The sequence below is a fragment of the Streptomyces cyaneofuscatus genome, assembly GCF_000718135.1.
GTDB lineage: Bacteria > Actinomycetota > Actinomycetes > Streptomycetales > Streptomycetaceae > Streptomyces > Streptomyces cyaneofuscatus.
On sequence record NZ_JOEM01000007.1, the window covers coordinates 133,284 to 157,613 of the forward strand.

At 73.0% G+C, this 24,330-nt stretch carries 26 protein-coding genes and 1 pseudogene; 18 read left to right on the forward strand and 9 right to left on the reverse strand.

From position 1 onward, the window contains the following. Window positions 1-91 precede the first annotated feature (91 nt). Entirely contained in the window at window positions 92-565 is a 474-nt protein-coding gene (locus IF17_RS0113110) for a helix-turn-helix domain-containing protein (protein WP_030565334.1), read from the forward strand. Continuing rightward, window positions 558-923 (forward strand): DUF4180 domain-containing protein, encoded by a 366-nt coding sequence (locus tag IF17_RS0113115; RefSeq protein ID WP_030565336.1) that lies wholly within the window; start codon window positions 558-560, stop codon window positions 921-923. Before IF17_RS0113110 ends, IF17_RS0113115 begins: the two co-directional genes overlap by 8 nt. A 75-nt stretch (window positions 924-998) precedes the next feature. On the opposite strand, the gene IF17_RS0113120 is transcribed toward IF17_RS0113115, so the two are convergent. Beyond that, window positions 999-1,982, reverse strand: a complete 984-nt coding sequence (locus IF17_RS0113120) for a sporulation protein (RefSeq protein WP_030565338.1) — start codon at window positions 1,980-1,982, stop codon at window positions 999-1,001. Window positions 1,983-2,238: 256 nt separating this feature from the next. On the opposite strand from IF17_RS0113120, the gene IF17_RS0113125 reads away from it, so the two are divergent. The 5 genes from IF17_RS0113125 to IF17_RS0113145 all read left to right on the forward strand — a co-directional run bounded on the left by IF17_RS0113125 (window position 2,239) and on the right by IF17_RS0113145 (window position 6,292). Next, window positions 2,239-3,576 (forward strand): hemolysin family protein, encoded by a 1,338-nt coding sequence (locus IF17_RS0113125; protein WP_030565341.1) that lies wholly within the window; start codon window positions 2,239-2,241, stop codon window positions 3,574-3,576. Then, complete coding sequence (locus IF17_RS0113130; RefSeq protein WP_030565343.1) at window positions 3,573-4,589, forward strand: hemolysin family protein; 1,017 nt, start codon at window positions 3,573-3,575, stop codon at window positions 4,587-4,589. The genes IF17_RS0113125 and IF17_RS0113130 overlap by 4 nt, the downstream gene beginning before the upstream one ends. A 105-nt stretch (window positions 4,590-4,694) precedes the next feature. After that, window positions 4,695-5,315, forward strand: coding sequence for an L-threonylcarbamoyladenylate synthase (locus IF17_RS0113135; protein ID WP_018512796.1), 621 nt, complete (start codon window positions 4,695-4,697; stop codon window positions 5,313-5,315). A gap of 6 nt (window positions 5,316-5,321) precedes the next feature. Continuing rightward, window positions 5,322-5,954: a hypothetical protein gene (locus tag IF17_RS0113140; protein WP_030565346.1), complete on the forward strand. Its 633-nt coding sequence runs from the start codon at window positions 5,322-5,324 to the stop codon at window positions 5,952-5,954. 113 nt (window positions 5,955-6,067) lie between these two features. Beyond that, a complete protein-coding gene (locus tag IF17_RS0113145; protein ID WP_018512798.1) occupies window positions 6,068-6,292 on the forward strand; it encodes a hypothetical protein in 225 nt (74 codons plus the stop codon). Here the strand turns inward: IF17_RS0113145 and IF17_RS1000000140480 are convergent. The 3 genes from IF17_RS1000000140480 to IF17_RS0113160 all read right to left on the reverse strand — a co-directional run bounded on the left by IF17_RS1000000140480 (window position 6,277) and on the right by IF17_RS0113160 (window position 10,053). Then, entirely contained in the window at window positions 6,277-7,944 is a 1,668-nt protein-coding gene (locus tag IF17_RS1000000140480; RefSeq protein ID WP_030565349.1) for an ABC-F family ATP-binding cassette domain-containing protein, read from the reverse strand. The two genes, IF17_RS0113145 and IF17_RS1000000140480, sit on opposite strands and share 16 nt — an antisense overlap. A 310-nt stretch (window positions 7,945-8,254) precedes the next feature. Next, window positions 8,255-9,733, reverse strand: a complete 1,479-nt coding sequence (mptB, locus tag IF17_RS0113155; protein WP_030565351.1) for a polyprenol phosphomannose-dependent alpha 1,6 mannosyltransferase MptB — start codon at window positions 9,731-9,733, stop codon at window positions 8,255-8,257. 50 nt (window positions 9,734-9,783) lie between these two features. Further along, window positions 9,784-10,053, reverse strand: coding sequence for an MDR/zinc-dependent alcohol dehydrogenase-like family protein (locus IF17_RS0113160; protein ID WP_018512801.1), 270 nt, complete (start codon window positions 10,051-10,053; stop codon window positions 9,784-9,786). A gap of 142 nt (window positions 10,054-10,195) precedes the next feature. Here IF17_RS0113160 and IF17_RS0113165 point away from each other — a divergent pair, with 142 nt between their 5' ends. The 5 genes from IF17_RS0113165 (at window position 10,196) to IF17_RS0113185 (ending at window position 16,470) form a co-directional block, all read left to right on the forward strand. Further along, the gene (locus IF17_RS0113165) at window positions 10,196-11,023 is read left to right on the forward strand and encodes a PP2C family protein-serine/threonine phosphatase (protein ID WP_030565353.1); all 828 of its coding nucleotides are present in this window, start codon (window positions 10,196-10,198) and stop codon (window positions 11,021-11,023) included. Between the two features lie 66 nt (window positions 11,024-11,089). Next, on the forward strand, window positions 11,090-12,085 hold the full coding sequence (locus IF17_RS0113170) for an MASE1 domain-containing protein (protein ID WP_167344518.1): 996 nt from the start codon (window positions 11,090-11,092) through the stop codon (window positions 12,083-12,085). Window positions 12,086-12,393: 308 nt separating this feature from the next. Further along, window positions 12,394-12,588 carry an antitoxin gene (locus tag IF17_RS0113175; protein ID WP_030565357.1) on the forward strand — a complete coding sequence of 65 codons (195 nt, stop codon included), beginning with the start codon at window positions 12,394-12,396 and terminating at the stop codon, window positions 12,586-12,588. Between the two features lie 202 nt (window positions 12,589-12,790). Continuing rightward, window positions 12,791-14,407: a sigma-70 family RNA polymerase sigma factor gene (locus tag IF17_RS0113180; protein WP_030565359.1), complete on the forward strand. Its 1,617-nt coding sequence runs from the start codon at window positions 12,791-12,793 to the stop codon at window positions 14,405-14,407. Window positions 14,408-14,730: 323 nt separating this feature from the next. Further along, entirely contained in the window at window positions 14,731-16,470 is a 1,740-nt protein-coding gene (locus tag IF17_RS0113185) for an FUSC family protein (protein WP_244890488.1), read from the forward strand. 118 nt (window positions 16,471-16,588) lie between these two features. Here IF17_RS0113185 and IF17_RS0113190 read toward each other — a convergent pair whose 3' ends face one another. Together IF17_RS0113190 and IF17_RS01000000136405 are read right to left on the reverse strand one after the other, a co-directional pair. After that, window positions 16,589-16,930: a hypothetical protein gene (locus IF17_RS0113190; protein ID WP_018512807.1), complete on the reverse strand. Its 342-nt coding sequence runs from the start codon at window positions 16,928-16,930 to the stop codon at window positions 16,589-16,591. Window positions 16,931-16,973: 43 nt separating this feature from the next. Beyond that, window positions 16,974-18,140 (reverse strand): annotated as a pseudogene (locus tag IF17_RS01000000136405) (cytochrome c oxidase subunit I); the annotation flags it as partial. A 300-nt stretch (window positions 18,141-18,440) separates the two neighbouring features. Here IF17_RS01000000136405 and IF17_RS0113200 point away from each other — a divergent pair. Beyond that, window positions 18,441-19,154: an NADPH-dependent F420 reductase gene (locus IF17_RS0113200; protein ID WP_267880931.1), complete on the forward strand. Its 714-nt coding sequence runs from the start codon at window positions 18,441-18,443 to the stop codon at window positions 19,152-19,154. A gap of 105 nt (window positions 19,155-19,259) precedes the next feature. Here the strand turns inward: IF17_RS0113200 and IF17_RS0113205 are convergent, their stop codons facing one another. Genes IF17_RS0113205 through IF17_RS0113215 form a run of 3 tightly spaced genes read right to left on the reverse strand, consistent with a single transcriptional unit; the run spans window position 19,260 to window position 20,862 of the window. Next, on the reverse strand, window positions 19,260-19,607 hold the full coding sequence (locus tag IF17_RS0113205) for an Asp23/Gls24 family envelope stress response protein (RefSeq protein ID WP_030565363.1): 348 nt from the start codon (window positions 19,605-19,607) through the stop codon (window positions 19,260-19,262). After that, complete coding sequence (locus IF17_RS0113210) at window positions 19,607-20,305, reverse strand: hypothetical protein (protein WP_030565365.1); 699 nt, start codon at window positions 20,303-20,305, stop codon at window positions 19,607-19,609. The genes IF17_RS0113205 and IF17_RS0113210 overlap by 1 nt, the downstream gene beginning before the upstream one ends. Further along, the gene (locus tag IF17_RS0113215; protein ID WP_030565367.1) at window positions 20,296-20,862 is read right to left on the reverse strand and encodes an RNA polymerase sigma factor; all 567 of its coding nucleotides are present in this window, start codon (window positions 20,860-20,862) and stop codon (window positions 20,296-20,298) included. The genes IF17_RS0113210 and IF17_RS0113215 overlap by 10 nt, the downstream gene beginning before the upstream one ends. 246 nt (window positions 20,863-21,108) lie before the next feature. On the opposite strand from IF17_RS0113215, the gene IF17_RS0113220 reads away from it, so the two are divergent. The 5 genes from IF17_RS0113220 (at window position 21,109) to IF17_RS0113240 (ending at window position 24,245) form a co-directional block, all read left to right on the forward strand. Beyond that, window positions 21,109-21,633 carry an Asp23/Gls24 family envelope stress response protein gene (locus IF17_RS0113220; protein ID WP_018512813.1) on the forward strand — a complete coding sequence of 175 codons (525 nt, stop codon included), beginning with the start codon at window positions 21,109-21,111 and terminating at the stop codon, window positions 21,631-21,633. Between the two features lie 4 nt (window positions 21,634-21,637). After that, entirely contained in the window at window positions 21,638-21,865 is a 228-nt protein-coding gene (locus tag IF17_RS0113225) for a hypothetical protein (RefSeq protein ID WP_030565369.1), read from the forward strand. Continuing rightward, a complete protein-coding gene (locus IF17_RS0113230; RefSeq protein ID WP_244890473.1) occupies window positions 21,862-22,962 on the forward strand; it encodes a DUF6286 domain-containing protein in 1,101 nt (366 codons plus the stop codon). The genes IF17_RS0113225 and IF17_RS0113230 overlap by 4 nt, the downstream gene beginning before the upstream one ends. A 33-nt stretch (window positions 22,963-22,995) precedes the next feature. Beyond that, window positions 22,996-23,589, forward strand: a complete 594-nt coding sequence (locus IF17_RS0113235; RefSeq protein ID WP_030565373.1) for an Asp23/Gls24 family envelope stress response protein — start codon at window positions 22,996-22,998, stop codon at window positions 23,587-23,589. Between the two features lie 140 nt (window positions 23,590-23,729). Next, window positions 23,730-24,245: an SRPBCC family protein gene (locus tag IF17_RS0113240; RefSeq protein WP_030565375.1), complete on the forward strand. Its 516-nt coding sequence runs from the start codon at window positions 23,730-23,732 to the stop codon at window positions 24,243-24,245. The last annotated feature ends 85 nt before the right edge of the window (window positions 24,246-24,330 follow it).

The following is a 24,330-nucleotide window of genomic DNA, read 5'->3' on the forward strand; positions in this document are numbered from 1 at the left end:
GTGACCTCCACCCGGAGCAAGGGGTATTCATTTTCCTCTATCACTCCTTATCTTTCCCTTCAGAGGGAACGTTGGAGTAATATTCATCCCCATGGAGAGTGGTGAACCTGAGCTCTACTCGATCGGCGAAGTGGCCGAACGGCTGGGTCTACATGTGCGGACCGTCCGGAACTACGTGCGTGACGGGCGGCTCAAGGCCGTCCGGATCGGCAAGCAGTACCGGATCAGCCGAGCGGACTTCGAGGCGCTGACCGGCAGTTCGAGCACCGCACCAGCGGACGCGGGGCGGGGACACCTGGAGGTGTCGAGCATCGTGCAGATCGACGCGATCGGCCCGGAGGCCGCGCACCGGCTGAGCACCTTCGTCACCGCGAGCGCCCGATCCTCCCGGGACGCGCCGGATCCCCTGCGCGTCCAGACGGTCCACGACAGGGAACGAGCCCGGATGAAGATCGTGATTCTCGGCGGCGCCGCGGCCACCGCCGAGCTGCTGCACCTGATCGACGGCGTGCTCGGCCCGGAGAACGGGCTGCTCGGCGGCGGACCGGAGGCGCACCGTGCCTGACCTGCTGGTGGACCACCACGGCACAGCGGTGCTGGCCTGCTCCACGGACGGCCCCTCGATCGCCACCGTGCAGGACGCGCTCGACCAGCTGATCGGGCCCGCCTTTCAGGGCGCCGAGGTGGTCGCGGTCCCGACGGAGCGGCTGGACGACCGCTTCTTCGACCTGAGCACCGGGGTGGCCGGCGCGATCCTCCAGAAGTTCTCCAACTACCGGCTCCGGCTGGTCGTGGTCGGGGACATCACCCGTCATCTGGCGGCGAGCTCGGCCCTGCCCGATCTGGTGCGCGAGGCCGATCAGGGGCGCGACATCTGGTTCGTGGCCGACCTGGACGCCCTGGCCGCCCGTCTCGCGAGGTAGCGCTTCCTGCCGGTGCGGCGGCCCCGCGCGGACGGGCACCCTTGCGGGGCCGCCGGCGCGGGGCCGCACCGTGAATCACTCCTCCTCGGCGCCCTCCCCCTCGTCGTCGCCCTCGAAGGCGTCACCGATCTCGTCGATCACCTCGGCGGCGACCATTCCGCCGACGACACCGACGGCGGCGCCCGCCGCGACTCCGGCCACCACCGCCCCGGTGCCGGGGCCGGAACGGTGGTGGTCGTCGTGGTGGTGGCCGCCCTGTGCGTACGGGTACGGCGCCGCGTGGGCCGCGTGGGCGCCGATCACCTGCTGCAGCCAGGCGTCGACCTCGGCGTTGCGGTCGGCCTGCGGTACGGCGTGGTGCGAGGTCGTGAAGCGGTGCACCGTGTCCTGGCCCCCGGAGAAGAGCCCGGCCCGCTTGTCCGCCTCGATCACGACCTCCAGGGCGTCCGGCGCGGCGAGGAACGTCACCTCGATCTCGTTCACCGCGTGGGCCTGGCCGGCGGGCGGCACGATCTCGATCTCCTGGTAGCAGGGCAGCCGCTGACCGGTCCCCCGGATGTGGCCGAGCTCCAGATCCGCCGACTTGAAGCCGTGTCCGAGCTGCCCGAACGCTTCCAGGATCGCCTCCTGGGCGGGCAGCGGGCCCACCGCGAGCGCGTCGAGGTCGCCCTTGTCCCGCGCTCCGGCCACCTCCAGTTCCGTACGGATCCCGAGGACGGGGCCCAGCGGCTGGCCGTGGAGCTGTGTGACCGGGGTCTCCCAGGGGAGGGTGACGGTGAACGGCACGGTGTGTTCGGCGTCCTGCGCGAGCCGGAAGCCGCCGCCGACGGTGAACCGTTCGAGGACGACCGTGGAGTCGTGCTCCTCGTCGTGGCCCTCCACCTCGACCCGGGCGACCAGGAGGAGGGAGATCTGTTCGACCGTCACATCCGTTCCGCCGCCGCGCAGCCGGACCTCACCGGAGAGCGGTCCGCCGGGAAGGGCGGGGCCGGGCTGCAGAACGGTGTCGACCGAGGGACCGCCGACCCCGAGGGCTCCGAGCAACTTCTTGAACACCATGTCCGGCGTCCACTCCTTCTTCGTGTGACTTCCTGTGGTGAAAACACCTGCCTACCCATCCGACCACACCTGTGATGCGCGCCACTCCCCTTTGCTTTGCGCCCCCTTTACTATCTACAAGGCGGGTTTCCACCCGCCGCCAGACGTCGAACCCGACGACCGAACAGAGAAGGAGCTGCGGTACCGCAATGGGTGAGCCTCCCAGTACGAACCGTGTCATCCCCACCCCTGCTCACCAGGGGACGGAGGTGACACGGTGAGCGAAGTACTCCTGCTCCTTCTCGCCCTCGGTCTGACTCTGGCGTGCGCGGTTTTCGTCGCGGCCGAGTTCTCGCTGACCACCATCGAGCGCAGTGAGCTCGAACGAGCCGCGCAGGCAGGTGAACACGGCGCCGAAAGCGCGCTCAAGGCCGCCAAGCGGCTGACGTTCCAGCTGTCCGGCGCCCAGCTCGGCATCACCGTGACCTCCCTGGTCATCGGCATGCTGGCCGAGCCGTCGCTGGCCGTGCTCCTGCGCTCGCCGCTGGAGTCCGTCGGCATCCCGGCCGGCGCGGTGTCCACGGTCGCGACCCTGCTCGGTGTGGCGGTGTCGACCGTCGTCCTCATGGTCGTCGGTGAGCTTGTCCCGAAGAACTGGGCGATCTCCAGCCCGCTCGCCGTCGCCAAGGTCGTGTCCGGCCCGCAGCGCGCATTCACGGCCTGCTTCGCCCCGCTGATCCGCCACCTCAACAACACGGCGAACCGCGCCCTGCGCCGGTTCGGCCTGGAGCCGGCCGAGGAGCTGGCCTCGGCCCGTACCCCGCAGGAGCTCATCGCCCTCGCCGAGCACTCGGCCCGCCAGGGCGCCATCGAGCAGGACTCGGCGGAGCTCTTCGTCCGCACCCTGAACCTGGCGGAGCTGTCCGCCGAGAACGTGATGACGCCCCGCGTGGACGTGCGGGCCCTGGAGTCCCACGCCACCGCGGCCGACGCCGCCAACCTCACGCTGGCCACCGGCCTGTCCCGCTTCCCGGTCTACCGCGACAGCCTGGACCACGTCATCGGCACGGTCCACATCCGCGACGTGCTGGCCCTGGAGGAGTCCGAGCGCCCCCGGACCCCGGTCACGGCCCTGGCCACCGAGCCCCTCCTCGTACCGGACTCACTGCCCGTGGACCGGCTGCTGGCGCAGATGCGCCGCCACCGGACCATGGCCGTCGTCATCGACGAGTACGGCGGTACGGCGGGCGTCGCCACGGTGGAGGACATCGTGGAGGAGGTCGTCGGAGAGGTCCGCGACGAGCACGACCCGCACGAGCGCCCCGACCTGGCACCGGCCGAGCCGCTCGGCGACGGGCGTCAGGTCTGGGAGGCCGAGGGCAGCATCCGGCTCGACCAGCTCGACCGGATCGGCTTCCGCGCGCCGGACGGCCCGTACGAGACGCTCGCCGGGCTGCTCGCCACCCAGCTCGCCCGCATCCCCGTCCGCACGGACCGGGTGGAGGTCGACGGCTGGCAGTTCGACGTCCTCGACATCGAACACCACCGGGCCGACCGGGTGCGGATCACCGCGCCCGCCCCGGCCCTGACCCTCGTGGAGGAGGACGCCCGATGACCACCGTTCAGCTGCTCATCGGCGCGCTCACGCTCCTCACGAACGCGTTCTTCGTCGGCGCGGAGTTCGCCCTGATCTCCGTACGCCGCAGCCAGATCGAGCCGGATGCCCTGCGCGGCAGCCGGCGGGCGAAGAGCACCCTGTGGGGTATCGAGCACCTGTCGGCCGCCATGGCCACGGCCCAGCTCGGCATCACGATCTCCTCCCTGGTGCTCGGCGCGGTCGCCGAACCGGCCATCGCCCATCTGCTGGAGCCGCCGTTCGACGCGATCGGCGTGCCGGACGCGCTGGTCCACCCGATCGCCTTCGTCATCGCCCTGACCCTGGCGACCTATCTCCACATGCTCATCGGCGAGATGATCCCGAAGAACATCGCGCTCGCCGCGCCCGTCGCGACGGCCCTGGCGCTGGGCCCGTCCCTGGTGGCGCTGACCCGGGCGCTGCGTCCGGTCATCTTCGGTATCAACGCGTTCGCCAACATGCTGCTGCGGCTGCTGAAGGTGGAACCGAAGGACGAGGTCGCCTCGGTCTTCACCGACGACGAGCTGGTCCGTCTGGTGAAGGACTCCAGCGACGCCGGTCTCCTCGCCCCCGCCGACGGCGAGCGGCTGCGGGACGCCCTGGAGCTGGGCACCCGGCCGGTCGGCGAGGTGCTGGTCCCGCTGAACCGGACCGTCACCGTCGACCTCGGCATCACCCCGCAGCAGCTGGAGCGGGCGGCGGTCGCCTCGGGCTTCTCCCGGCTGCCGGTGACCGGGCCGGACGACGGGGTGCTGGGCTACCTGCACATCAAGGACGCCCTGGGGGTCGCGGAGCGCACCAAGCCGCTGCCCACGAGCGCGATCCACCCGGTCATCCGGGTCGAGATCGACACCCCGCTCGACGACACCCTGACGGCGATGCGTGCCGCCGGTACGCACCTCGCCGCCGTCGCCGGGGACAAGGGGACGGTCATCGGGTTCGTGACGATGGAGGACGTCCTGGAGGAGCTGGTCGGCCCCGCCACGGTCTGACCGTACGAGAGCCCGCAGGGGAGGCGGTCCGGTGGTCCGGGCCGCCTCCCCCTCATCGTGCCCACGGTCCGGACGGGCCGCCCGGTGACCACGTAAGCTCGGCGGATGGCCAAGTACTTCGACGTGCACCCCGAGAATCCCCAGCCGCGCACCATCAGCACGGTGGTCGACAGCATCCGTTCCGGTGCGCTCGTCGCGTATCCGACCGATTCCTGCTACGCGCTGGGCTGTCAGCTGGGCAACCGTGACGGCATCGCCCGGATCCGGTCCATCCGCAACCTGGACGACCGCCACCACTTCACGCTGGTGTGCCACGACTTCGCGCAGCTCGCGCAGTTCGTCCGCGTCGACAACGACGTGTTCCGCGCGGTCAAGGCGGCCACGCCCGGCAGCTACACCTTCATCCTCCCGGCGACGAAGGAGGTGCCCCGCCAGCTGCTGCACCCCAAGAAGAAGACGGTCGGCGTCCGTATCCCCGACCACGTCGTGACCCAGGCGCTGGTCGCCGAGCTGGGCGAGCCGCTGCTGTCCAGCACCCTGCTGCTGCCGGACGAGGAGGAGCCGCTGACGCAGGGCTGGGAGATCAAGGAGCGGCTCGACCACGAGGTGGACGCCGTCATCGACTCCGGCGACTGCGGCACCGAGCCGACCACGGTGATCGACTTCTCCGGTGACGAGCCGGAGATCGTACGACGGGGCGCCGGCGACCCGTCGCGCTTCGAGTAGGCGGCCGTGGCGGGCGAGCGGTTGCGGTTCGACGGCTGGATCGCCGGTGTGGGGACGTCCTCGGGGACCCGGCTGGTGGTCGGGCACTGGCCGCGTTCCCCGTTCGGGGCGTTCAGCGACGTCATGATCGAGCATCCCGACGGCGAGCGGGTCCTGCTGGCGCCCACCCGGCCGGTCGCGGACTTCGTCGCCGCCACGTACCGCTTCGACCGGATCGAGGTGGTCCCGGTCTCCGTCACCGGTTCCGTCTCCCGCAGCGGGCACGTCTGGGTCGTCGAGGCGGGGCCGCTGCGCCTGCGGCTGCGGGCGGGACGCCGCACCGCCCTCGGCCGGCTGCTGTCCGCCGTACCGGCCCCGCTCGTCCACAGCCCGCTCTGGGCCGCGCTGTGCGACGTCCCGGCCCGGCTCCTGATGCCCGGCGTCCGCACCCTGGGCCGGGCGGGCCCGGGGCGGCGGGAGTGGTACGGGGCGCGGGACCTGCGGCCGGTCCTGGCCGCCGACGCCGTCCTGGACGGAGCGGACTTGGGCCCGCTCGCCCCGCTCGATCCGCCGGTCGCCTTCGGGTTCGGCTCCGCCCCACGCACCCCCGCTCTGGTGCGCGTCACCACAACGGTGGAAATCGGGGCCGCCCGGCGGTGAGGCCCTCCCCCGGGCCCCGGCAGGCCTCGGCCCTCCCCGGCGGGTCCACGGCCCGCTCGCGGAGAGCGCGGGCACCGGATGCGCGGGGGCAGGGCGCGTCGCAGGGTGGACCCATGGCAAATCCCCCGATCGTCATCCACCGGCCGACCCCCTCGGGCGGCCGCCGGGTGACCGTGCACTACGAAGGCCGGGACGAGATACTCGGGCTGGCCCACAGCGACCACGACGTGATCGTGTTCCTGAGCGAGGCCGGCCTCGAAGAAGCGGACCGGATCCTCGACAACCCGGTCTGGGTGGAGTGGCGGGGCGGGCGGGCCCACCGCTACGAAGCGGCCTGACCGGAGCCGGCGAACAGTTCGCCCACCTCCTCGGCGTCGGTCTCCCGCAGCTCCTCGTCCAGCAGGATCCAGCGCGTGATGCCCACGGACTCCAGGAACGGCAGGTCGTGGCTGGCGATGACGAGGGCGCCCTCGTAGGACTCCAGGGCGCTCGTCAGCTGCCGCACGCTGGCCAGGTCGAGGTTGTTCGTCGGCTCGTCCAGCAGGAGTAGCTGCGGGGCGGGGGCGGCGAGCATCGTCGCCGCGAGCGCGGCCCGGAAGCGTTCACCGCCCGAGAGCGTGCCCGCCTGCTGCTCGGCGCGGGCGCCCTTGAAGAGGAACCGGGCGAGCTGGGAGCGGATCTGGTTGTCGGTGGTGCCGGGCGCCGTGCGGGCGACGTTCGCGGCGACGCTCAAGGTGTCGTCGAGGACGTCGAGGCGCTGCGGGAGGAACTTCAGCGGTACCGACGCCACCGCCTCGCCGGAGCTCGGTGCGAGCTCTCCCGTGAGCGTGCGCAGCAGGGTCGTCTTGCCCGCCCCGTTGCGGCCGGCCAGGGCGATACGCTCGGGCCCCTTCACCTGAAGGCTGCCCTCGCGCAGCCGTCCGTAGGTCAGGCTCAGGTCCCGGACGGTCAGGACGGTGCGCCCGGCCGGTACGGCGGTGTGGGGCAGGCTCACCTTGATCTCGGCGTCCCGGCGGACGGCTTCGGCGGCCTCCTCCCGGCGCTCGCGGGCCTCGTCGAGGCGGTCCTCGTGCAGCCCGCGCAGCCGGTCCCCGGACTCCTGGGCGGAGCGCTTGCGCTCCCCGGCGACGATGCGCGGGGCCTTCCGCTGACCGTCGAGCTTCTTGTCGTGGCGCTGGCGGCGGGCCACCTTGGTGCGGGTCTCCTCCAGCTCGCGCTGCTGGCGCCGTACGTCGGCCTCGGCGGAGCGCAGCATCCGGCCGGCGGCCTCCTGCTGGGTGGCGAGGGCGTCCTGGTAGGCGGACCAGCCGCCTCCGTACCAGCTCACCGCCCCCGATCGCAGCTCGGCGATGCGGTCGACCCGCTCCAGCAGGTCCCGGTCGTGGCTGACGACGATGAGGATGCCGGTGCGCCAGGAGTCGACGGCGTCGTAGAGCCTGCGGCGGGCGAACAGGTCCAGGTTGTTGGTGGGCTCGTCGAGGAGAAGGACGTCGGGTCGCTCCAGCAGGAGCGCGGCCAGGCGCAGCAGGACGGTCTCCCCGCCGGACAGCTGCCCGACGGTGCGGTCCAGTTCCACGGCGCCGAGGCCGAGGGAGCCGAGGGTGGCCAGGGCGCGTTCCTCGACGTCCCAGTCGTCGCCGACCGTCTCGAAGTGTTCCTCCCGTACGTCTCCGGACTCGATGGCCCGCAGGGCGGCCCGCCGCTCGGCGATGCCGAGGGCCCCGTCGACCCGCAGCTCCGTGTCCAGGGTGATGTTCTGCGGCAGGTAGGCGAGGTTTCCGCTCACGGTGACGGACCCCTCCGCGGGGCGCAGCTGCCCGGCGAGCAGGCGCAGCAGGGTCGACTTCCCGGTGCCGTTGGTGCCGACCAGGCCGGTGCGGCCCCGCGGGACGGTGAGGGAGAGCCCGTCGAAGAGGCTGGTGCCGTCGGGCCACCGGAAGGTGAGGTGGGAGACGGCGACGGAGGCGCTGGGCGCGGTGGGATGGCTCATGGTGACAGCTCGCAGTCGGAAGCGTGGGGAACGGGGGGCTTCGTATGCGAACAGCACGCGGCGACCCGGCTCGGTGGGCCGGAGAGTGGTGGGAGAGAAGTCCTGCGAAGGTGAGGGACGGCTCAGCACCGAGGTCGCGTCCACGCGGAAGTCACGGGCGGCAGACATGCCGACAGCGTCGTGACCGGTGTACGGGCCAGGCCGTACCGCGTGATGATCGCGGACCTCAGATACGCAACGTCCACCTCTATCGGAGACAACAGGACGTGATCAGCGTACCGGAGGCCCGCTGGGGGCGTCGAGGGATTATCTACGCGGTGGCCCGCGGCGCCTCGGTGCTCAGCGGGGCGTCCAGGTCGCCGCCGCGCGGCCCGGGCACCCGTGCGGTTTCCGGGAGGAACGGGGCGCGGCGGATGACGAGGGTGGCGGCGAGGGCCGCGATTCCGGCGAGGGCGAATCCGTAGGGCGGGGTGGCTCCGGTGGGGTGGGTCTCGTAGACGAGCGCCGCCGACAGCACGATGAGGACTGCGGGGATGCGGCCGTGCTGCTGGGTGGCGGCCACGACCACGAGCCCCCACAGCAGGTACCACGGCTGCACCATGGGCGAGAGCGCGACCAGTACCAGCAGCCCCAGGCCCAGGGCGTGGACCGGTGGCAGGTGGCCCTTCATGGACCGTCGTGCAAGGACGAAGATCAGGACGACCGCCGCCGCCAGGCCGAGGGTCTGCACGGCGGACTTGACCGGTTCGGGGTCGGTGCCCAGGAGCAGGCGGCCCAGCTCGCCCAGGCCCAGGCCGAGGTCGCTGACGACGGAGAGCGCCGTGTGGATGTTGCCGGCGACGCCCTGGGTCCTGAGCCAGCCGAAGCCGGTACCGCTGACCACTGTCGCGGATCCGGCGACGGCACACGCGACGAGGCCGGGCGCGAGGAGTCCCTTGGCCCACCGCCGTAGCTGCGGCCCGGTCGCCGAGGCGTGCACCATCACGCCGATGAACAGCAGCGATACGGCCGCCGGGGACTTGACCATCATCGCGAGCCCGACGAGGGCGCTGCCGGCCACCCATCGGCCGCGCAGCGCGAGCGCGAGCCCGGCCAGCATGAGGCCGATCATCAGGCCGTCATTGTGCATGCCCGCGACGACGTGCATCAGCAGGAGCGGGTTGAGCGCCCCCAGCCACAGGGCGCGGCTCTCGCTGGTGCCGTGCTCCCGGGCCAGCCGGCGCAGGGCCCAGACGATGAGGACGAGTGAGGCGAGCGCGATGAGCCGCATCGCCAGGACGGCGGGGACGATGGTGCCGCCGGTCGTCTTCGCCACGGCGGCGGAGAGCAGGAGGAAGAGCGGGCCGTACGGGGCCGGGGTGTCGCGCCAGTGGTTGCCGACGCTCGCCGCCGCGTCGCCGCCGATTCCGGCGGGATCCAGGCTGGAGGGGCCGACGGTGTAGACGTCGTGGCCCTCGATGACCATGGCGCCCTGGGCGATGTAGCTGTAGACGTCGGCGCTGTAGAGCGGGGGCGTGAGCAGGAACGGCGCGGTCCACCAGGCGAGAGTGGTGAGCGTCTCGCGTACGGAGGGAGCGGTTCTGCCGTACTGCCACCAGGCGACGACGAGCACGGTGAGCCCGGCGTAGGCGAGGACGGCGGACGCCGTCCGCACGGTGGAGCCGTGGTCGACCCAGAGGCCCCAGGGGTCGTGGGCCGGCAGTTTTCCGGAGAACCAGCCGCCCGCGGCGGTCGCCAGGGCGGCCGCCGCACCCAGCCGACGGTATCCGACAACACTCAAAGCCCACATGACCGGAGAACCTATCGGACGGCGTGCCGACCCCCTCCTCTCCCCCGCTCCTAGCGCACGTCGCCGCGCCAGTCCCACTGGTGGCCGTCGATCGAGCGGGGCCCGTACTCGGCGCGGCCGCCCGGTCCGTAGGCGCCTATCTCCGTCACCAGCCCGGCCCCCTCGCGCAGGGCCGTCTCGCTCCAGCCGGTGACGTCCAGGAGCAGCCCGTCGAGCGGGCCCCCGACCAGTTCCCGGTAGTCGTGGCCCGGCCTGGGGCCGGGGTGCGGATCGTCGTGGTCGGCGCCGTACACCCGTCGCTGCCTCATCAGCTCGTCCATGCAAGGCAGCATCCCACCGGCCACTGACAACGGCCCGGCGTGCGGGGCCATCCGGCCACCGGCGTGCGCCGTTCCTCGGCGAAGTCGCCGCCGCGCGGAGGGCGCCATATGATTCAGGGACTCACGCACCGCGGAGCAGCCCATGAACCGGCGTCGGACTCCCCGCTCGGTAAGCGCCGAGGACCTGCTGACCACGTTGCAGAGCCTCACTGCCCGCGCTCGGCGGGAGGTGGAATTCCACCAGGCCAGAGTGGAACTCGCGCAGGCCCTTCAGCGCGACATGCTTCCGGCGACCCTTCCCGAGCTCCCCGGCCTCCGGTCCGCGGCGCGGTACGCGCCCGCCCGTGACGGCCTGGACATCGGCGGTGACTGGTACGACGGCTTCGCGCTGGCCGACGGTGCCCTGGGGTTCGCCATCGGTGACGTGCAGGGGCACGACGTGGAGGCGGCCGCCTTCATGGGACAGGTCCGCATCGCGATGCGGGCGATCGCGGGAACGGTGTCCGACCCGGGTGAGGTCATGGGCCGGACCAACGACCTCCTGCTGTCCGTGGACTCCGGTCTCTTCGCGACCTGTACGTTCCTGCGGCTGGACCCGCACACCTGGGAGCTGCACAGTGCGCGCGCCGGGCATGTGGCCAGCGTCTGGGCGACCGTGGACGGGCGGTCGGGCGTCACGGAGGACCCGGGAGGCCTGCCGCTGGGCATCCAGACGGGTGAGAAGTACCCCGTCAGCCGCCGGACCCTGGACGCGGACGGCGCGATCGTGCTGCTGACCGACGGTGTGATCGAGGGCCCGTCGCTGCTGATCGAGGACGGCCTCGAACGGGTGCGGCGGCTGGTCGCCGCCCATGCCGGGGAGAGCGCGGACGCGCTGGCCGACGGGGTGCTCGGGGCGGCGGAGCTGACGGGCCACGAGGACGACGCGGCCGTACTCGTCCTGCGGCACGCCTCGGCCCGGGCGCGGTGACGCCGGGGGTGGCAGGGCGCGTGTCACCGGCTGCCTCCTCCGCCTGGCCGGTGTCTGATGAGTGCTGTGATCCGCAGCAAGGAAGCCAGACGTCGGGCCGTGTACGTGGCGCAGGTCCTCGGCGTGACCGGGGCCTACTACCTCTCGGGACGGCTCGGGCTGACGCGCCAGGTGGTGGTGGACGGCGCGGTGGTCACCCCGCTCTGGCCGCCCACCGGGATCTCGCTCGCCGCCCTGCTGTACTTCGGCGCCCGGATCTGGCCGGGCATCGCCCTGGGCGCGCTCTTCACCGTCTCCGCCATCGGTGACGCGTTCACCGTCTCCCGTCTGGGCATCGTCCTCGGCAACACGCTCGCGCCGCTGGCCGCCTACGCGCTGCTGCGCAGGGTGGGGTTCCGCAGCGAACTGGCCCGGCTGCGGGACGGGGTCTGCCTGGTGTTCCTCGGCGCGTTCGCCGGGATGCTGATCAGCGCCACCGTCGGCAGCGTGACACTGATGCTCGACGACAAGGTTCCGCCGGGGCGGTTCTGGCTGGTCTGGTCGTCGTGGTGGGCCGGGGACGCCATGGGAGTCCTCGTGGTCACCCCCGTACTGCTGGTGCTGAGCCGGGCGCGGTGGCCGCGGCTGACCGACCGGTGGCCGGAGGCCTGCCTGCTCGCGGTCGTCGTGGTGGTGGCGGGGTTCTTCTCCACCCGGAGCTCGCTCTCGATGATCTACCTGGTGTTCCCGGTGATCATCTGGGCGGCGCTCCGGTTCCAGCTGCCCGGCAGCGCGCCGTGCGCCCTGGTGGTGTCGGTGCTGGCGATCACCGCGGGCACGGACGGGCTGGGGCCGTTCGCGGGCCATACGCTCATGGAGATCATGGCCAACCTGACCGTGCTCAACGGATGCGTGGCGCTCACGGCGCTGCTGCTCGGGGCGATCGTGGCCGAGCACCAGAACATCCGCCGTGAGACGGAGCACGCGGTGGTGGAGCTGGAGGCGCTGGTGGAACAGCTCGCGCCGCTGCCGGGACCGCCTTCGGCGCGGTACGACGACGATCCGCCGCACTCCGGTCGGTGACCGGTCGCCGTACGCGCCCGGTCCCGTGCTCGCTCACCGGTCCCGTGCTCGCTCAGTAGGGCAACGGCCGGCCGGAAGGGGTCCGCAGGTCGAGCGGGGGCGGCCCGGACGGGGGCGGGGGTCGACGGACAACGATGCGGATGCGGCCCATGGCCACCACCTCCTCCAGGTGACCGGTATCTGCCCAGTCGGCTCGGCTTCACACTTCCCGTCCACCGTGCGGACTCCTCGGGCGCCCGGATGCGGGCCGGGCCGGGTGCGGTGACTCTTGATGGGTGGGGGCGGCGCCGATGCGAGGAGGATCAGGCATGTCCGCGATGGACAAGATCAAGAAGATGCTCAAGGGCCACGAGGACCAGGCGGGCAAGGGCGTCGACAAGGCGGGAGACATGGTCGACGACCGCACCAAGGGCAAGTACAGCGGCCAGGTCGACACCGCCCAGGACAAGCTGAAGCAGCAGTTCGGTGGGGAGCGCGGCCAGGACGGACCGCCGCGCTCCTGATGCCACCGGCCGTAGCGCGTCATGACGGGCCGTAACCGGTTGCACCGGGTCCGTGCCACGGGACACGTCCTGTGGCACGGACCCGGTGCGTGCCGCCGAAGAAATCCGGGGCGATTATCAGATTCTTGTTATTGTCCGGCCCGCACCGCATCTCCCGAGTGTGGGAAGTGACAGCACCGGACCCCGGAAGAGTGAGCACAGCATGGGCAAGGATCACGGGACGGCCTTGATCGCGGCGGCGCGGAACGGCGACCAGGAGGCCAAGGACCGGCTCGTCGCGGCGTATCTGCCGTTGCTGTACAACGTCGTCGGCCGGGCGTTGAACGGGCACGCGGACGTCGACGACGTGGTGCAGGAGACGGTGCTGCGCATGCTGCGCAGCCTGCCGGAGCTGCGCGACCCGGAGAGATTCCGGTCCTGGCTGGTGGCGATAGCCATGAACGAGATACGCCGGCACTGGCGCGAGGGCCAGTCGGGGACGGTCTCCGCCGGCCGGCTGGACGACGCGTTGGACCTGGCCGATCCGCGCGCCGACTTCGTCGAGCTGACCATTCTGCGGCTCGGGCTGACCGGGCAGCGGCGCCAGGTGGCGGAGGCGACGCGGTGGCTGGACGAGGACGACCGCGCGCTGCTGTCACTGTGGTGGCTGGAGACGGCAGGGCAGCTGTCGCGGGCCGAGGTCGCGGCGGCCCTGGAGCTCTCCGCCCAGCACACGGCCGTACGCGTCCAGCGGATGAAAGCGCAGCTGGAGGCGGCCCGGGTCGTGGTGGGCGCACTGGCGGCCGACCCGCCGTGCGTGCTGCTGGAGGACATCCTGGCCGGCTGGGACGGGGTGCCGTCCGCCCTGTGGCGCAAGCGGCTGGCCCGCCACGCCCGTGAGTGCACCGTCTGCTCGGGCCACGGATCGGGGCTCGTACCGGCGGAGGGGCTGCTGGTCGGTCTCGCGCTGGTCCCGGTGGCCGGGGCCGCGGGAGCGGCGGTGGCGCCGGAGCTGCTGACGACGGCCGCGCACCTCACCGTGGACTCCGCGGCCGGGGCCGGGCGGGCCGAGCGCAGGCGCGGTCAGGTACGGCGGCGGCGCCGCAACTCGGCCATCGCCGCCGTGGTCGCCGTCGCGGCGTTGGGGACCGGCGGCGCGGCCGTGCACCTGTACACCGACGGCGAGGAGCGGGACGCGACGACCCTGAGCGCCGGGGTGCCCACCGATGGCGCGACCCTCCCCACGAGCGCCGCCCCCTCCCCCACGAGGACGGCACCGTCGCCGTCGGCCTCGGCGTCGTCCGCCTCGCCGTCGGCCAGTGCCTCGCCGTCGAAGAGCCCTTCGCGCAAGCCGAAGCCCAAGCCCTCGCCGACGAAGAGCACCCGGCCCCCCGCGCCGAGCACGGCCGCCCCGGCCCCGAAGCCCCCGCCGCCGCCCGCTCCCGCGCCCGCACCTCCGGCGTCGGAGGGCGGCCAGGTCCTCCAGATCGTCAACACCGAGCGGGCGAAGGAGGGCTGCGGTCCGGTGACCTCCAACGACCTGCTGGCGACGGCGGCGCAGCGGCACTCCGCCGACATGGCCTCCCGGGACTACTTCTCCCACACCTCCCCCGACGGCACCGACCCGGGCGACCGGATCACCGCGGCCGGATACCGGTGGAGCACCTACGGCGAGAACATCGCCAAGGGGCAGCGGACCCCGGCCGATGTGATGCGGGCGTGGATGGACAGCCCGGGGCACCGCGCGAACATCCTGAACTGCTCCTTCAAGGAGATGGGCATCGGGAAGGTGGACTCCGGCGGCGGGCCGGTGTGGACGCAGAAGTTCGGCGCACGGTGAGCACTGCGCGCTGAGCACCGCTCGGTGAGCCCTGCGCGCTGAACTCCGCTCGGTGAGCACCCTGCGCCGAGCATCGCGCGGTGATCTTTCACCTGGTGGAAATGCGGGCGAAGCACCCCCTCCACCTCGGTGTTCCAGACTGGTGGCAGCGCCCAGGCCGATGGTGTCCGCCGGCGGATCCCCTTTCCCCTGCGGACTGGAGCCCGGTCGTGTCACCCGCTTTCCCCCTCGCCGCCCGGCCGTTGCCGCTCTGGCTCGGCCATGTCCTGCGGACCCAGCGCGGGCCTGTCCACGGTGGTGCGGTGGTGCGCGGGGCGCTCGCCATGCTCCCGCTGCTGCTGGCGGTGGCCGCCGACCGGCCGACGGCAGGTGTTCCGGCGGCGCTGGGGGCGATGTTCGCCGGGATCAACGACCGCCCGGGCGGCCGCCGCTCGTCCGTGTCACGGGTGGGGGTCCCGGCGCTCGCGGGCGCCGCCGGGCTGCTGATCGGCTCGCTGCTGCCCGCGGCCGGTCCGCCGGGGGCCGCGATGCTCGTCCTGCCGGTGCTGCTGGGTGTGCTGGGGCTGCTCGCGGGGGCGCTCAGCTCGACGGGCCCGGTCGCCTCGGCGTGCGGTACGCAGTTGCTGGTCGCGGCGGTGGTCGGGGCGGGCATGCCGCTGCCGGAGCCCGGCGGGGAGCGGGCGCTGCTGTACCTGGCGGGGGCGGGGTGGGCGCTGGTGCTACGGCTGGTGCTGCCGTCGCGGCGCCGGACCTCAGGCGGCCCGTACCGGTACGACGGTGAGCGCGAGGCGGTGGCTTCCGCGTACGGGGCGGTGGCCGGGCTGCTGAGCGCGGCGGGCGGTACCCGGGCTCCGGCCCGCCGGGCGGCGCTCACGGCCGCACTCGACCAGGCGCAGGACGCGCTGTCCGGGCCCCGGCTGCGGCGGTATGCGAGTTCGGCGGCGGAGCGGCGGCTGCACGCCCAGTACGCGGCTGCGCTGCCGCTGGCCGAGGCCGCGACGGCGCTGGCGTGGGTCGGTGAACCGTTGCCCGGCCGGGTCGCGGAGGGGCCGCTGCGGCTGGCGCACGCGGTGCGTACGGGGAGCGCCTGCGGGCCGCTGCCTGCGCCGGTGCGGTCCGGGGCGGGGCTCCGCGCCCTGGACGACGCCCTCCTGGCGGCCGCGGAGGCGTTCGACCACCGGCCGGGGCAGTCGCTGCGGACCGCCCGCGGGCGTCCGGGTCTCCTCGCGCTGCTGCGCAGGGCCTTCGGGCCGGCGGGGCGTGAGTACGGGTTCCGGGTGGCGCTGTGCTGCGGGGTCAGTGCGGCGGTGGCTCTCGGCCTGGACCACGAGCACTGGTACTGGATGCCCGCCACGGCGGTGTTCCTGGTGAAGCCGGATCTCGGGCCGCTCGTCTCCCGGGTGCTGAGCCGGGCTGCCGGGACGGTGGTGGGGGCCGCCGTCTTCGCCGGGTTCGTCGCGCTGGTGGCCGGCCCGCTGCCCATGGTCGCGGCCGTCGCGCTGGGCGGGGCGCTGATCCCCGTCGCCACCCGGCACTTCGCGGCCCAGACCGCGGTCGTCACCGTACTCGTGCTCTCCCTCGTCCTGCTGGCGGGCGAGCCGCAGGCCGCGTGGGGCCGGGTCGTGGAGTCGCTGACGGCCTGCGCGATCGTGCTGCTCGTGGGGCATCTGCCGCTGCCCGGGCAGCGGGGCAACCGGGTGCGGGACGCGGTGGACACGGCGGTGGCGGCGGCGCACCGGTATCTGCGGCACGTCCTGGCCCACCCTCAGGACGGCGCGGGGCGCGGGGTGCTGCGTCGCGACGCCTACCGCTCGCTCGCCGTGGCGCGGTCCGCGCTGGACCTTTCGGCGGCCGAACTCCCGCCGGTCGCCGGGCGCACCGCCGAGTTCGAGGAGGTGGCCGGTGCTCTGGAGCGTCTGGTGGACACGACGACGGCCTGTGCGGTCCACCTCAACGACCGCGGCGCCGCGCTGCCCCCGTCGCACGCCGAACGGATCGCGGAGCAGCTGGCCGCTCTCGATGCGGCGCACCGCGCGTCCGCGCGTTCCGGGGCGCTGGTCTGACGGGTTCCGCCGACCGCTCGCACGGCGGGCGCTCACGCGGCGGGCGCTCACGCGGCGGGCGCTCGCACGGCGGGGACCCGGTGCGGCCGCGGCCGGGCCGCACCGGGTCCCGGCCGGTTCAGCGGAGCAGCAGTGTCAGGGACGTACCGATGCCGGTGACCGCGCCCACCGCCACGACCGACAGCGCGACACAGCGGGCCCGGAGCCGCTCGTAGCGGGCGGTGTACTCCCCGCGCAGTTCGGCCGCCCGGTCCCGGACGCGGGTGAGCGACTCGCGGGAGACGGCGACCCGGTCGGCGAGGTAGACGCGTTCGACGTCCTCGCGCTGGGCGGTGGTGAGCCAGGGCAGTTCGCCGGTGAACCGGCGCGCCTGTGCTCGCGCCCTCTCGACCTCGGCGTTCCACAGCAGGTAGCCCTCCAGCTGGGCCAGGCCGCGGGCGCTGTCCTTGTCGGGGTTCACACGTCCTCCTCTCGTCGGGCTCTCCGGGGTGGGCGGGCCACGGTCACTCCTGCTTGTCCCCCGGTGCCACGGTGGCGGAGGCGTCGGGCCGGTTGGCGGTCTCGTCGATCGCCCGCAGCGACGGGTGGTGCAGGTCGAACGCCGGGGATTCGGAGCGGATCCGCGGCAGGGTGACGAAGTTGTGGCGCGGCGGCGGGCAGGAGGTCGCCCATTCCAGCGAACGGCCGTAGCCCCACGGGTCGTCCTCCACGATCTGCTTGCCGTACTTGGCGGTCTTCCAGACGTTGTAGAAGAACGGCAGGAGGGAGAGGCCGAGCACGAAGGAGGAAATGGTGGAGATGGTGTTGAGCGCGGTGAAGCCGTCGGCGGCGAGATAGTCCGCGTAACGGCGGGGCATTCCCTCGGCACCGAGCCAGTGCTGCACCAGGAACGTGCCGTGGAAGCCGACGAACAGCGTCCAGAACGTGACCTTTCCCAGCCGCTCGTCCAGCATTTTCCCGGTGAACTTCGGCCACCAGAAGTGGAATCCGGCGAACATCGCGAAGACCACGGTGCCGAAGACGACGTAGTGGAAGTGCGCGACGACGAAGTACGAGTCGGAGACGTGGAAGTCCATCGGCGGCGAGGCGAGGATGATGCCGGTCAGACCGCCGAAGAGGAAGGTGACCAGGAATCCGATCGACCAGAGCATCGGGGTTTCGAGGGAGATCGACCCCTTCCACATGGTGCCGATCCAGTTGAAGAATTTCACCCCGGTCGGCACGGCGATGAGGAACGTCATGAAGGAGAAGAACGGCAGCAGGACCGCGCCGGTGACGAACATGTGGTGCGCCCAGACCGTCGCGGAGAGCCCCGCGATGGCGATGGTTGCGGCGACCAGACCGATGTAGCCGAAAACCGGTTTACGGCTGAAGACCGGGAAGATCTCGGTCACGATGCCGAAGAACGGCAACGCGATGATGTAGACCTCGGGGTGGCCGAAGAACCAGAAGAGGTGCTGCCACAGCAGCGCTCCCCCGTTGGCCGGGTCGAAGACATGGGCGCCGAACTTGCGGTCCGCCTCCAGGGCCAGCAGCGCGGCGGCCAGGACCGGGAAGGCCAGCAGGACGAGCACACCGGTCAGCAGGACGTTCCAGGTGAAGATCGGCATGCGGAACATCGTCATGCCGGGGGCGCGCATGCAGATGATCGTGGTGATGAAGTTGACCGAGGAGCGTCCCGATCGTCTTGTGGTCCGTGGTGGTCATCCACTTGATGACGACGTTGCCCGGCTCCTTGAGCCGTACCGGCAGTTCGTCCCCCTCTGCGACATCGGTCTCCACCGGTTGCGAGATGCCCCTCGTCGTCACTGCGACGCTCCTTCGGTCAACGGCCCGTATGGACTCGGCGACCAGGATGGACCCGCGGTGATCGGTCCGGTGGGACATCCTTCCCCGTCCCGCGCGAGCGCCCGGCAAGGACACTCAAATGGCCCACACGGTTCGGAATAGCCCGCCGGGCGGCGGAGTTGGTGAAGCGGCAGAACCACTTCTTCCCACGCGGCAGAAATCGGAAGGTCGGATCCATGAAGATCGGTATTATCGGAGCGGGCAACATCGGCGGCAATCTCACCAGGCGGCTGACCGCACTCGGGCATGAGGTGTCGGTCGCCAACTCCCGTGGCCCTGAGACTCTGAGCGCCCTGGCCGAGGAGACGGGAGCCACTCCGGTGGCCGCCGCCGAGGCGGCGCGGGGCGCCCGTATCGTCGTCGTGACCGTCCCGTTGAAGGCGGTCCCCGACCTGCCCGCGGGATTCCTGGACGGGGCGGCGGAGGACGTCGCGGTCATCGACACCGGGAACTACTACCCGCAGCAGCGCGACGGCCGGATCGCCGCCATCGAGGACGGCCTGACGGAGAGCCGGTGGACCGAGCAGCAGATCGGCCACCCGGTGATCAAGGCGTTCAACGGGACGTACGCGCAGGACATCCTGGACCGGGGCGCTCCGCAGGGCAGCCCCGGGCGGCAGGCGCTGCCGGTGGCCGGGGACGACCCGGCGGCCAAGCAGGCCGTCCGCGACCTGATCGACGAGCTCGGCTTCGACACGGTCGACGCCGGTGGCCTGGACGAGTCGTGGCGCCAGCAGCCCGGGACACCGGTGTACGGCAACCAGGGCGACGCGGACGCCATCGTGAAGGCGCTGGCGGAGGCGTCGCCGGAGCGCACGGCGGAGTGGCGCGCCTGATCGGTGCCGTGGCGGAGGGCGGGCCGTCCGGGACGTGAGCCCGGGCGGCCCGGCCTCGCCCTTCCCCCGGCGCACGGCCTCTCTCCCCCGCCGGTGGCCCGCCGCTCAGACCACCCCCGTCACCGTCACCCGCACCGAGACCGACGGCTCGTCGCGGACCGCGGCCAGCGTGGCGGTCTGCACGGCCCGGGTGACGTCGACGGCACGGTGGCCCCGGTGCACGACGAGGCGGATGTCGATATGCCAGGCACCGGTGGCCTCGTCCCGGCTCACCCGCACCCCCTGCGCCCGCGCCCCGGTCCCCGCCGCGAGACGCGGGGCCCGGTCGGCGACCCGCGTCCGCAGCAGGTCGACAACGCCGGGGCGCAGGAAGGCGACGCCGGGTACGTCCTGAGCGGCCCCGGCCGCCGCTTCGGCGAGCCGGTCCCGGAGCCGGGGTGTGTCGGCGGCCATCACGCTGCTCCTCCTGTGCCGTGGCGCCCGTACGCGTCGCCGTCCTCGTCCTCTTCGTCTTCTTCTTCGTCGTCGAGGATGTCCACGACCAGGACGTCGGCCGCGCCGAGGCGGATGCCGATGTCCCGGTCGGTGACCTCGGCGATCCGTGCGCGTACGGCGTCGGCCAGATCCGGCAGTGACCGGTCCAGGCTCGCCACGACCTCGACGCGTACATGGACGGGCCCCGTCGGGTCGGCCGGGTCGAGCGGGGCGATCCGGCAGCTCCCGGCCCGTACCCCGGGCAGCGCGTCGACCGCCGCCCGCAGCAGCCGCGCGGCCGCCGCCTCGACGATCCAGTGGTCCTCTTCCGGTTCCCCCAGGGGAAGCGGGCGCCCGGGGCGCAGTTCGAGCCGGACGAGGTCCATCACACGGGCCGTGACCGCGGCCGCAGTTGCCTCGGGCACTCCGGGCTCCTCGGCGCAGGTACGGCGTACGGCGTCGCCCAGGCCGGTGAGTTCGGCCGAAGCCGCCGAGCAGTGCGGGCAGGCCGTCAGGTGCGGGTCGTCGGCCGTCCGTCCGGCGTCCCACGCGTCCCAGACGTCGCTCAGCAGGCGCCCGCAGGCGAGCCGCTCCTCCTCTTCGTACCGGCTCTCTTCCGGCTGAATCTCCTGCGACCGGCTCTCTTCCGGCCGGTCGGGGTTGGCGCTCATCGCCATGCGCTCATCGCCTCCGTCAGGTAGCGGCGGGCCCGGAAGACCCGGCCGCGGACCGCCTGCAGACTGATTCCGACCGTGTCCGCGATGCTCTCGTACGACAGCCCCTGCATCTCGCGGAGCACCCAGCAGACACGTTGTTCGGGCGACAGGCCCGCCATCGCCGCCGCCAGTGCGTCGGCCGCGGCCCGCGACTCGACGGCGCGGGCGGGGGACGCCTGGTGCTCCGGGGCGGCCTGTTCGGGCACCGAGTCGAGGTCCGCCGCCGGTCTGCGGGACCGGAGCCGGTTGAGGCAGCGGTTGGTGACGATGCGGTGGAGCCACGTGTGGAAGGAGGCGTCCCGGCGGAACTCGGGAAGCTTGCGCCAGGCGCTGACGAACGCGTCCTGAACGGCGTCCTCCGCGTCCGCCCGGTCCCCCAGGAACCGCATCGCGAGTTGCAGCATGGCGGGGCTGTGCCGCCGTACGAGCACCTCGAACGCCTCCTCGTCGCCCTCCCCGGCCCGTACGACCAGCAGCGCCTCGTCGGAACGGACGCCCTCCGGCGCCCGTTCCGTCATCTGATTCCCGTTGCCGGGCACGGACCAGCCCCTCCCTCAGTCGGTTGCACGACACCCTCTCGGTCTGCTCGCTTCTTCCCGTTGGACACCTGGATCGGGAGAACGTCACGCACGGGTGTGCTGCGGACCGCGCTGCCCGATCAGGGATCGGCGAAAAGTTTCCGGGAACCCGCGTGACGAATCGGCGGACAGCGTGTCCAACGAGATGTCAGGCGATACGGGCCGAGCGATACGCGAGGAGTTTCCATGACCACCACCCAGACCACCGCAGCCGTTCCCGCCACGGGCACGGGGCCGGGCGTAGGCGGACCGAAGCAGAGCGGCGCGGCCGGCGGTACGACGACCGTGGGGCGCGGCGCCACCGGCGCGTCCGAGCCCGCGGCGACGCGGGGCCGCACCTCGATCGCGGACACCGTCGTCGTGAAGATCGCGGGGATGGCGGCCCGGGAGATCCCCGGCGTGTACGACATGGGCGGCGGTCTCTCCCGGACGCTCGGCGCGGTACGTGACCGGGTGCCGGGCGGCCGGCCGAACGTCGGACGGGGCGTCAAGGTCGAGGTGGGCGAGCGTCAGACGGCCATCGACCTGGATCTCGTCGTCGAGTACGGCGTCGCCATCACCGATGTGGCGCGTGACGTGCGCGAGAACGTCATCGCGGCGGTGGAGCGGACGACGGGCCTGGAGGTCGTCGAGGTCAACGTGACCGTCAACGACGTGCACCTGCCCGAGGACGACGACGAGGCCGCCGTCACCGAGACCCGCGTGGCGTGACGACGTGACACGGAGGGTGGACGGGCCCGGCCCGGCGGAGGGTGTGCCGGGCCGGGGCGTGATCGGGGCGGCGGCGGGCATGGCGCTGGGGTTCGCGGGCTGGTTCGGCGGGTTCGGTGCGTTCCTCGTGGTGGCCGCGCTCGGCGCGCTGGGATGGCTCGCCGGTCACCTCGTGGACCGGGGCACCGGTCTGCGCGAGTTCCTCGACTCGTTGGCGGGGAGGCGGCCGTGACGGTCCCGGCCGGTGAGCGCGGTACGACGACGGTGGCGCCGCGGGCGGTCCGGCGGATCGCCGAGCGGGCCGCCGCCGAGGCGCTGCCCGACGGCGGGTCGGTGCTCCGGGGTTCGGCCGGGGTGCGCGGGACCTCCGCGTGGATCTCCGTCGGCGTACGGCTGCCCTATCCGGTGCGGGCCGACGAGGCCGCGCGGCGGATCAGGGAGCGGGCGGCGGCCCGGACGGCGGCCCTGACAGGGCTGTCCGTGCCCCGCGCCGAGGTCCGGGTCGACGCGCTGTCGGCGGGCCCTGCACCGGTGGTTCCGGAGGCAGCGGAGGCGACTCCGGGCCCGGACGGCGGTCGTCCTGGCGCCCGGATCAGGGCGGAGCGGCGTGTTCCGGCGGCGGTCCTGGCGGCCGTGGGAGCCGTGGCGTGCGGGCTGGTGCTGGCCGATGTGGTCGCGGTCCGGTTCGGCGACGCCCCCGCCGGCTGGCGTACGGCGATGCTCGACTGGGCGGCGACCCATGGTCCGGCGGACTCCGCGGTACGGATCGGTGGGGCGGTCGCGGCGCTCGCGGGCGCCTGGCTGCTGGGGTGCGCGCTCCTGCCGGGGCTGCGGCGACGGCTGCGGATGGCGGCGCCCGGCCCGGAGGTACGGGCGGCGCTGGACCGCGAGGCGGCGGCCCGGATCCTGCGGGAGCGTGCCCTCGGTGTCCCCGGCGTCGTCCGGGCGCGGGTGACCGTGCGCCGTCGGCGGGCGGGGGTTCGGGCCGGTGTGGGGTACGGCGATCCGGCGGAGGTACGCGCAGAGGCGGTCCGGGTGCTGGGCGCGGCCCTGCCGGAACTGGGCCTGGCCCGTCCGCCCGCGCTGCGGGTTTGGGTACGGCGCGAGTCGGGCCTGCCGCCGGAGCCGGAGAAGTCGGTGGAGCCGGTGGAGTCGGTGCCGGTGTCGGTGGAGCGGCCGGATGCGGCGGGGCGGGCGGACGCGGTGACGGGGCAGGACGCGGCCGGGGGATCGGATGCGGCCGTGGACGGCGCTCCGGGCGCTCGGGATGCCCGGGGATGCCCGGGGATGCCCGGGACAGTCTTCGGGACGGCGGAGAGGCGTGAGTGACGTGAGGGACGGCGGCATGAGGATGTGGCGAGCGTGGCGGTGATCGGGCGTGGCGCGGTGAACCGGGTACTGCTCGGGACGGTCGGCCTCGCCCTGCTGGGCGGCGGGACCCTGTTGGCCGTCGGGGACGGTTCGGGGCTGGGCCGGATGGGGCGCGAAGTGCCGGCCTGGTGGTCCGGGCGTGCGGCAGACGGGGTGCTGCTGGACCGCGACGGACTGGCCCGGGTGCGGGAGACCGGCTGGTGGACCCCTGCCGTGATCGCGGGGCTCGTTCTCGTACTGGCGCTGTTCCTCCGGTGGTTCGCCGGACAGGTGTCATCGTCCCGGCCCCGATGGGTCGGCTTGATGGGCGCCGGTCTGACGCTGCGGCGGCGGGCGTGGGAACGGGCGATGACCGCGCAGGCGGCCGCGGTCGACGGGGTGGTGCACGCCCGGGTGCGCGTGGCGGGCCGCCCGCTGAGGGCGTCGGTGACGCTGGTCGTCGAGCCGGAGGCCCGGCCCGCGGAGGTGGTGCGCCGGGTCGCCGCCGGGGTGGTGGCCGACGCGCGCCGTTGCGCGGGCGTACGCGGGCTGCCGACCGACGTACGGGTGCGGGTGGCGAACCGGCGGGAGCGGCGCACGCGCTGAACCGTGTCCCGGTTCCCGGCCGCGCCCGCCACTCAACACGCCGCCTACTCGCGAGTAAGGTGTGGGCCCGGGATGCGGCGCCACGGTCCGTCCGGTCCCGGGACCCGGCCCGACGACGACCGTGGACAAGGAGTTGCGTCATGCCCCGCACCATGTCCGTGGCGGACAGCATCGTCATCGACGCCCCGCCGGCACACGTGTACGAACAGCTCAGCGACCCGACCGCGATGGGCCGTTGGAGCCCGGAGAACCGCGGGGCGACCGTCCGGGGAGAGCGGCGCGGCGCGTACGTCGGCATGGTCTTCGAGGGCCGCAACAAGCGCGGCGCGGTGAGCTGGACGACCCGGTGCACCGTGACGGCGGCCGATCCGGGCGAGCGCTTCGCCTTCCGGGTCCACGCCATCGGCGTCCGGCGCCCGCGCCTTCCCGGACCCATCGCGACCTGGGAGTACCGCTTCGAAGCGGTGGACGGCGGGACCCGGGTGACCGAGACCTGGACCGACGACCGGCGCTCCTGGCCGGACTTCCTGGCCAACGGTTTCGATCGCGTCGCGACACGCGGGAAGACCTTCGGGCAGTTCCAGCGCGGCAACATCCGGACCACCCTGGAGCGCCTCAAGGCCGCCGTGGAGGAGGACCTCCGAAAGGCCGCCTGAGCCTGTCGAGCCGCTCGACACCGTCCGGTCCGGGCGACGGGCGGTGTCCGTGCCCCGGTGCACACTGGATCACGTACGCGCGGGG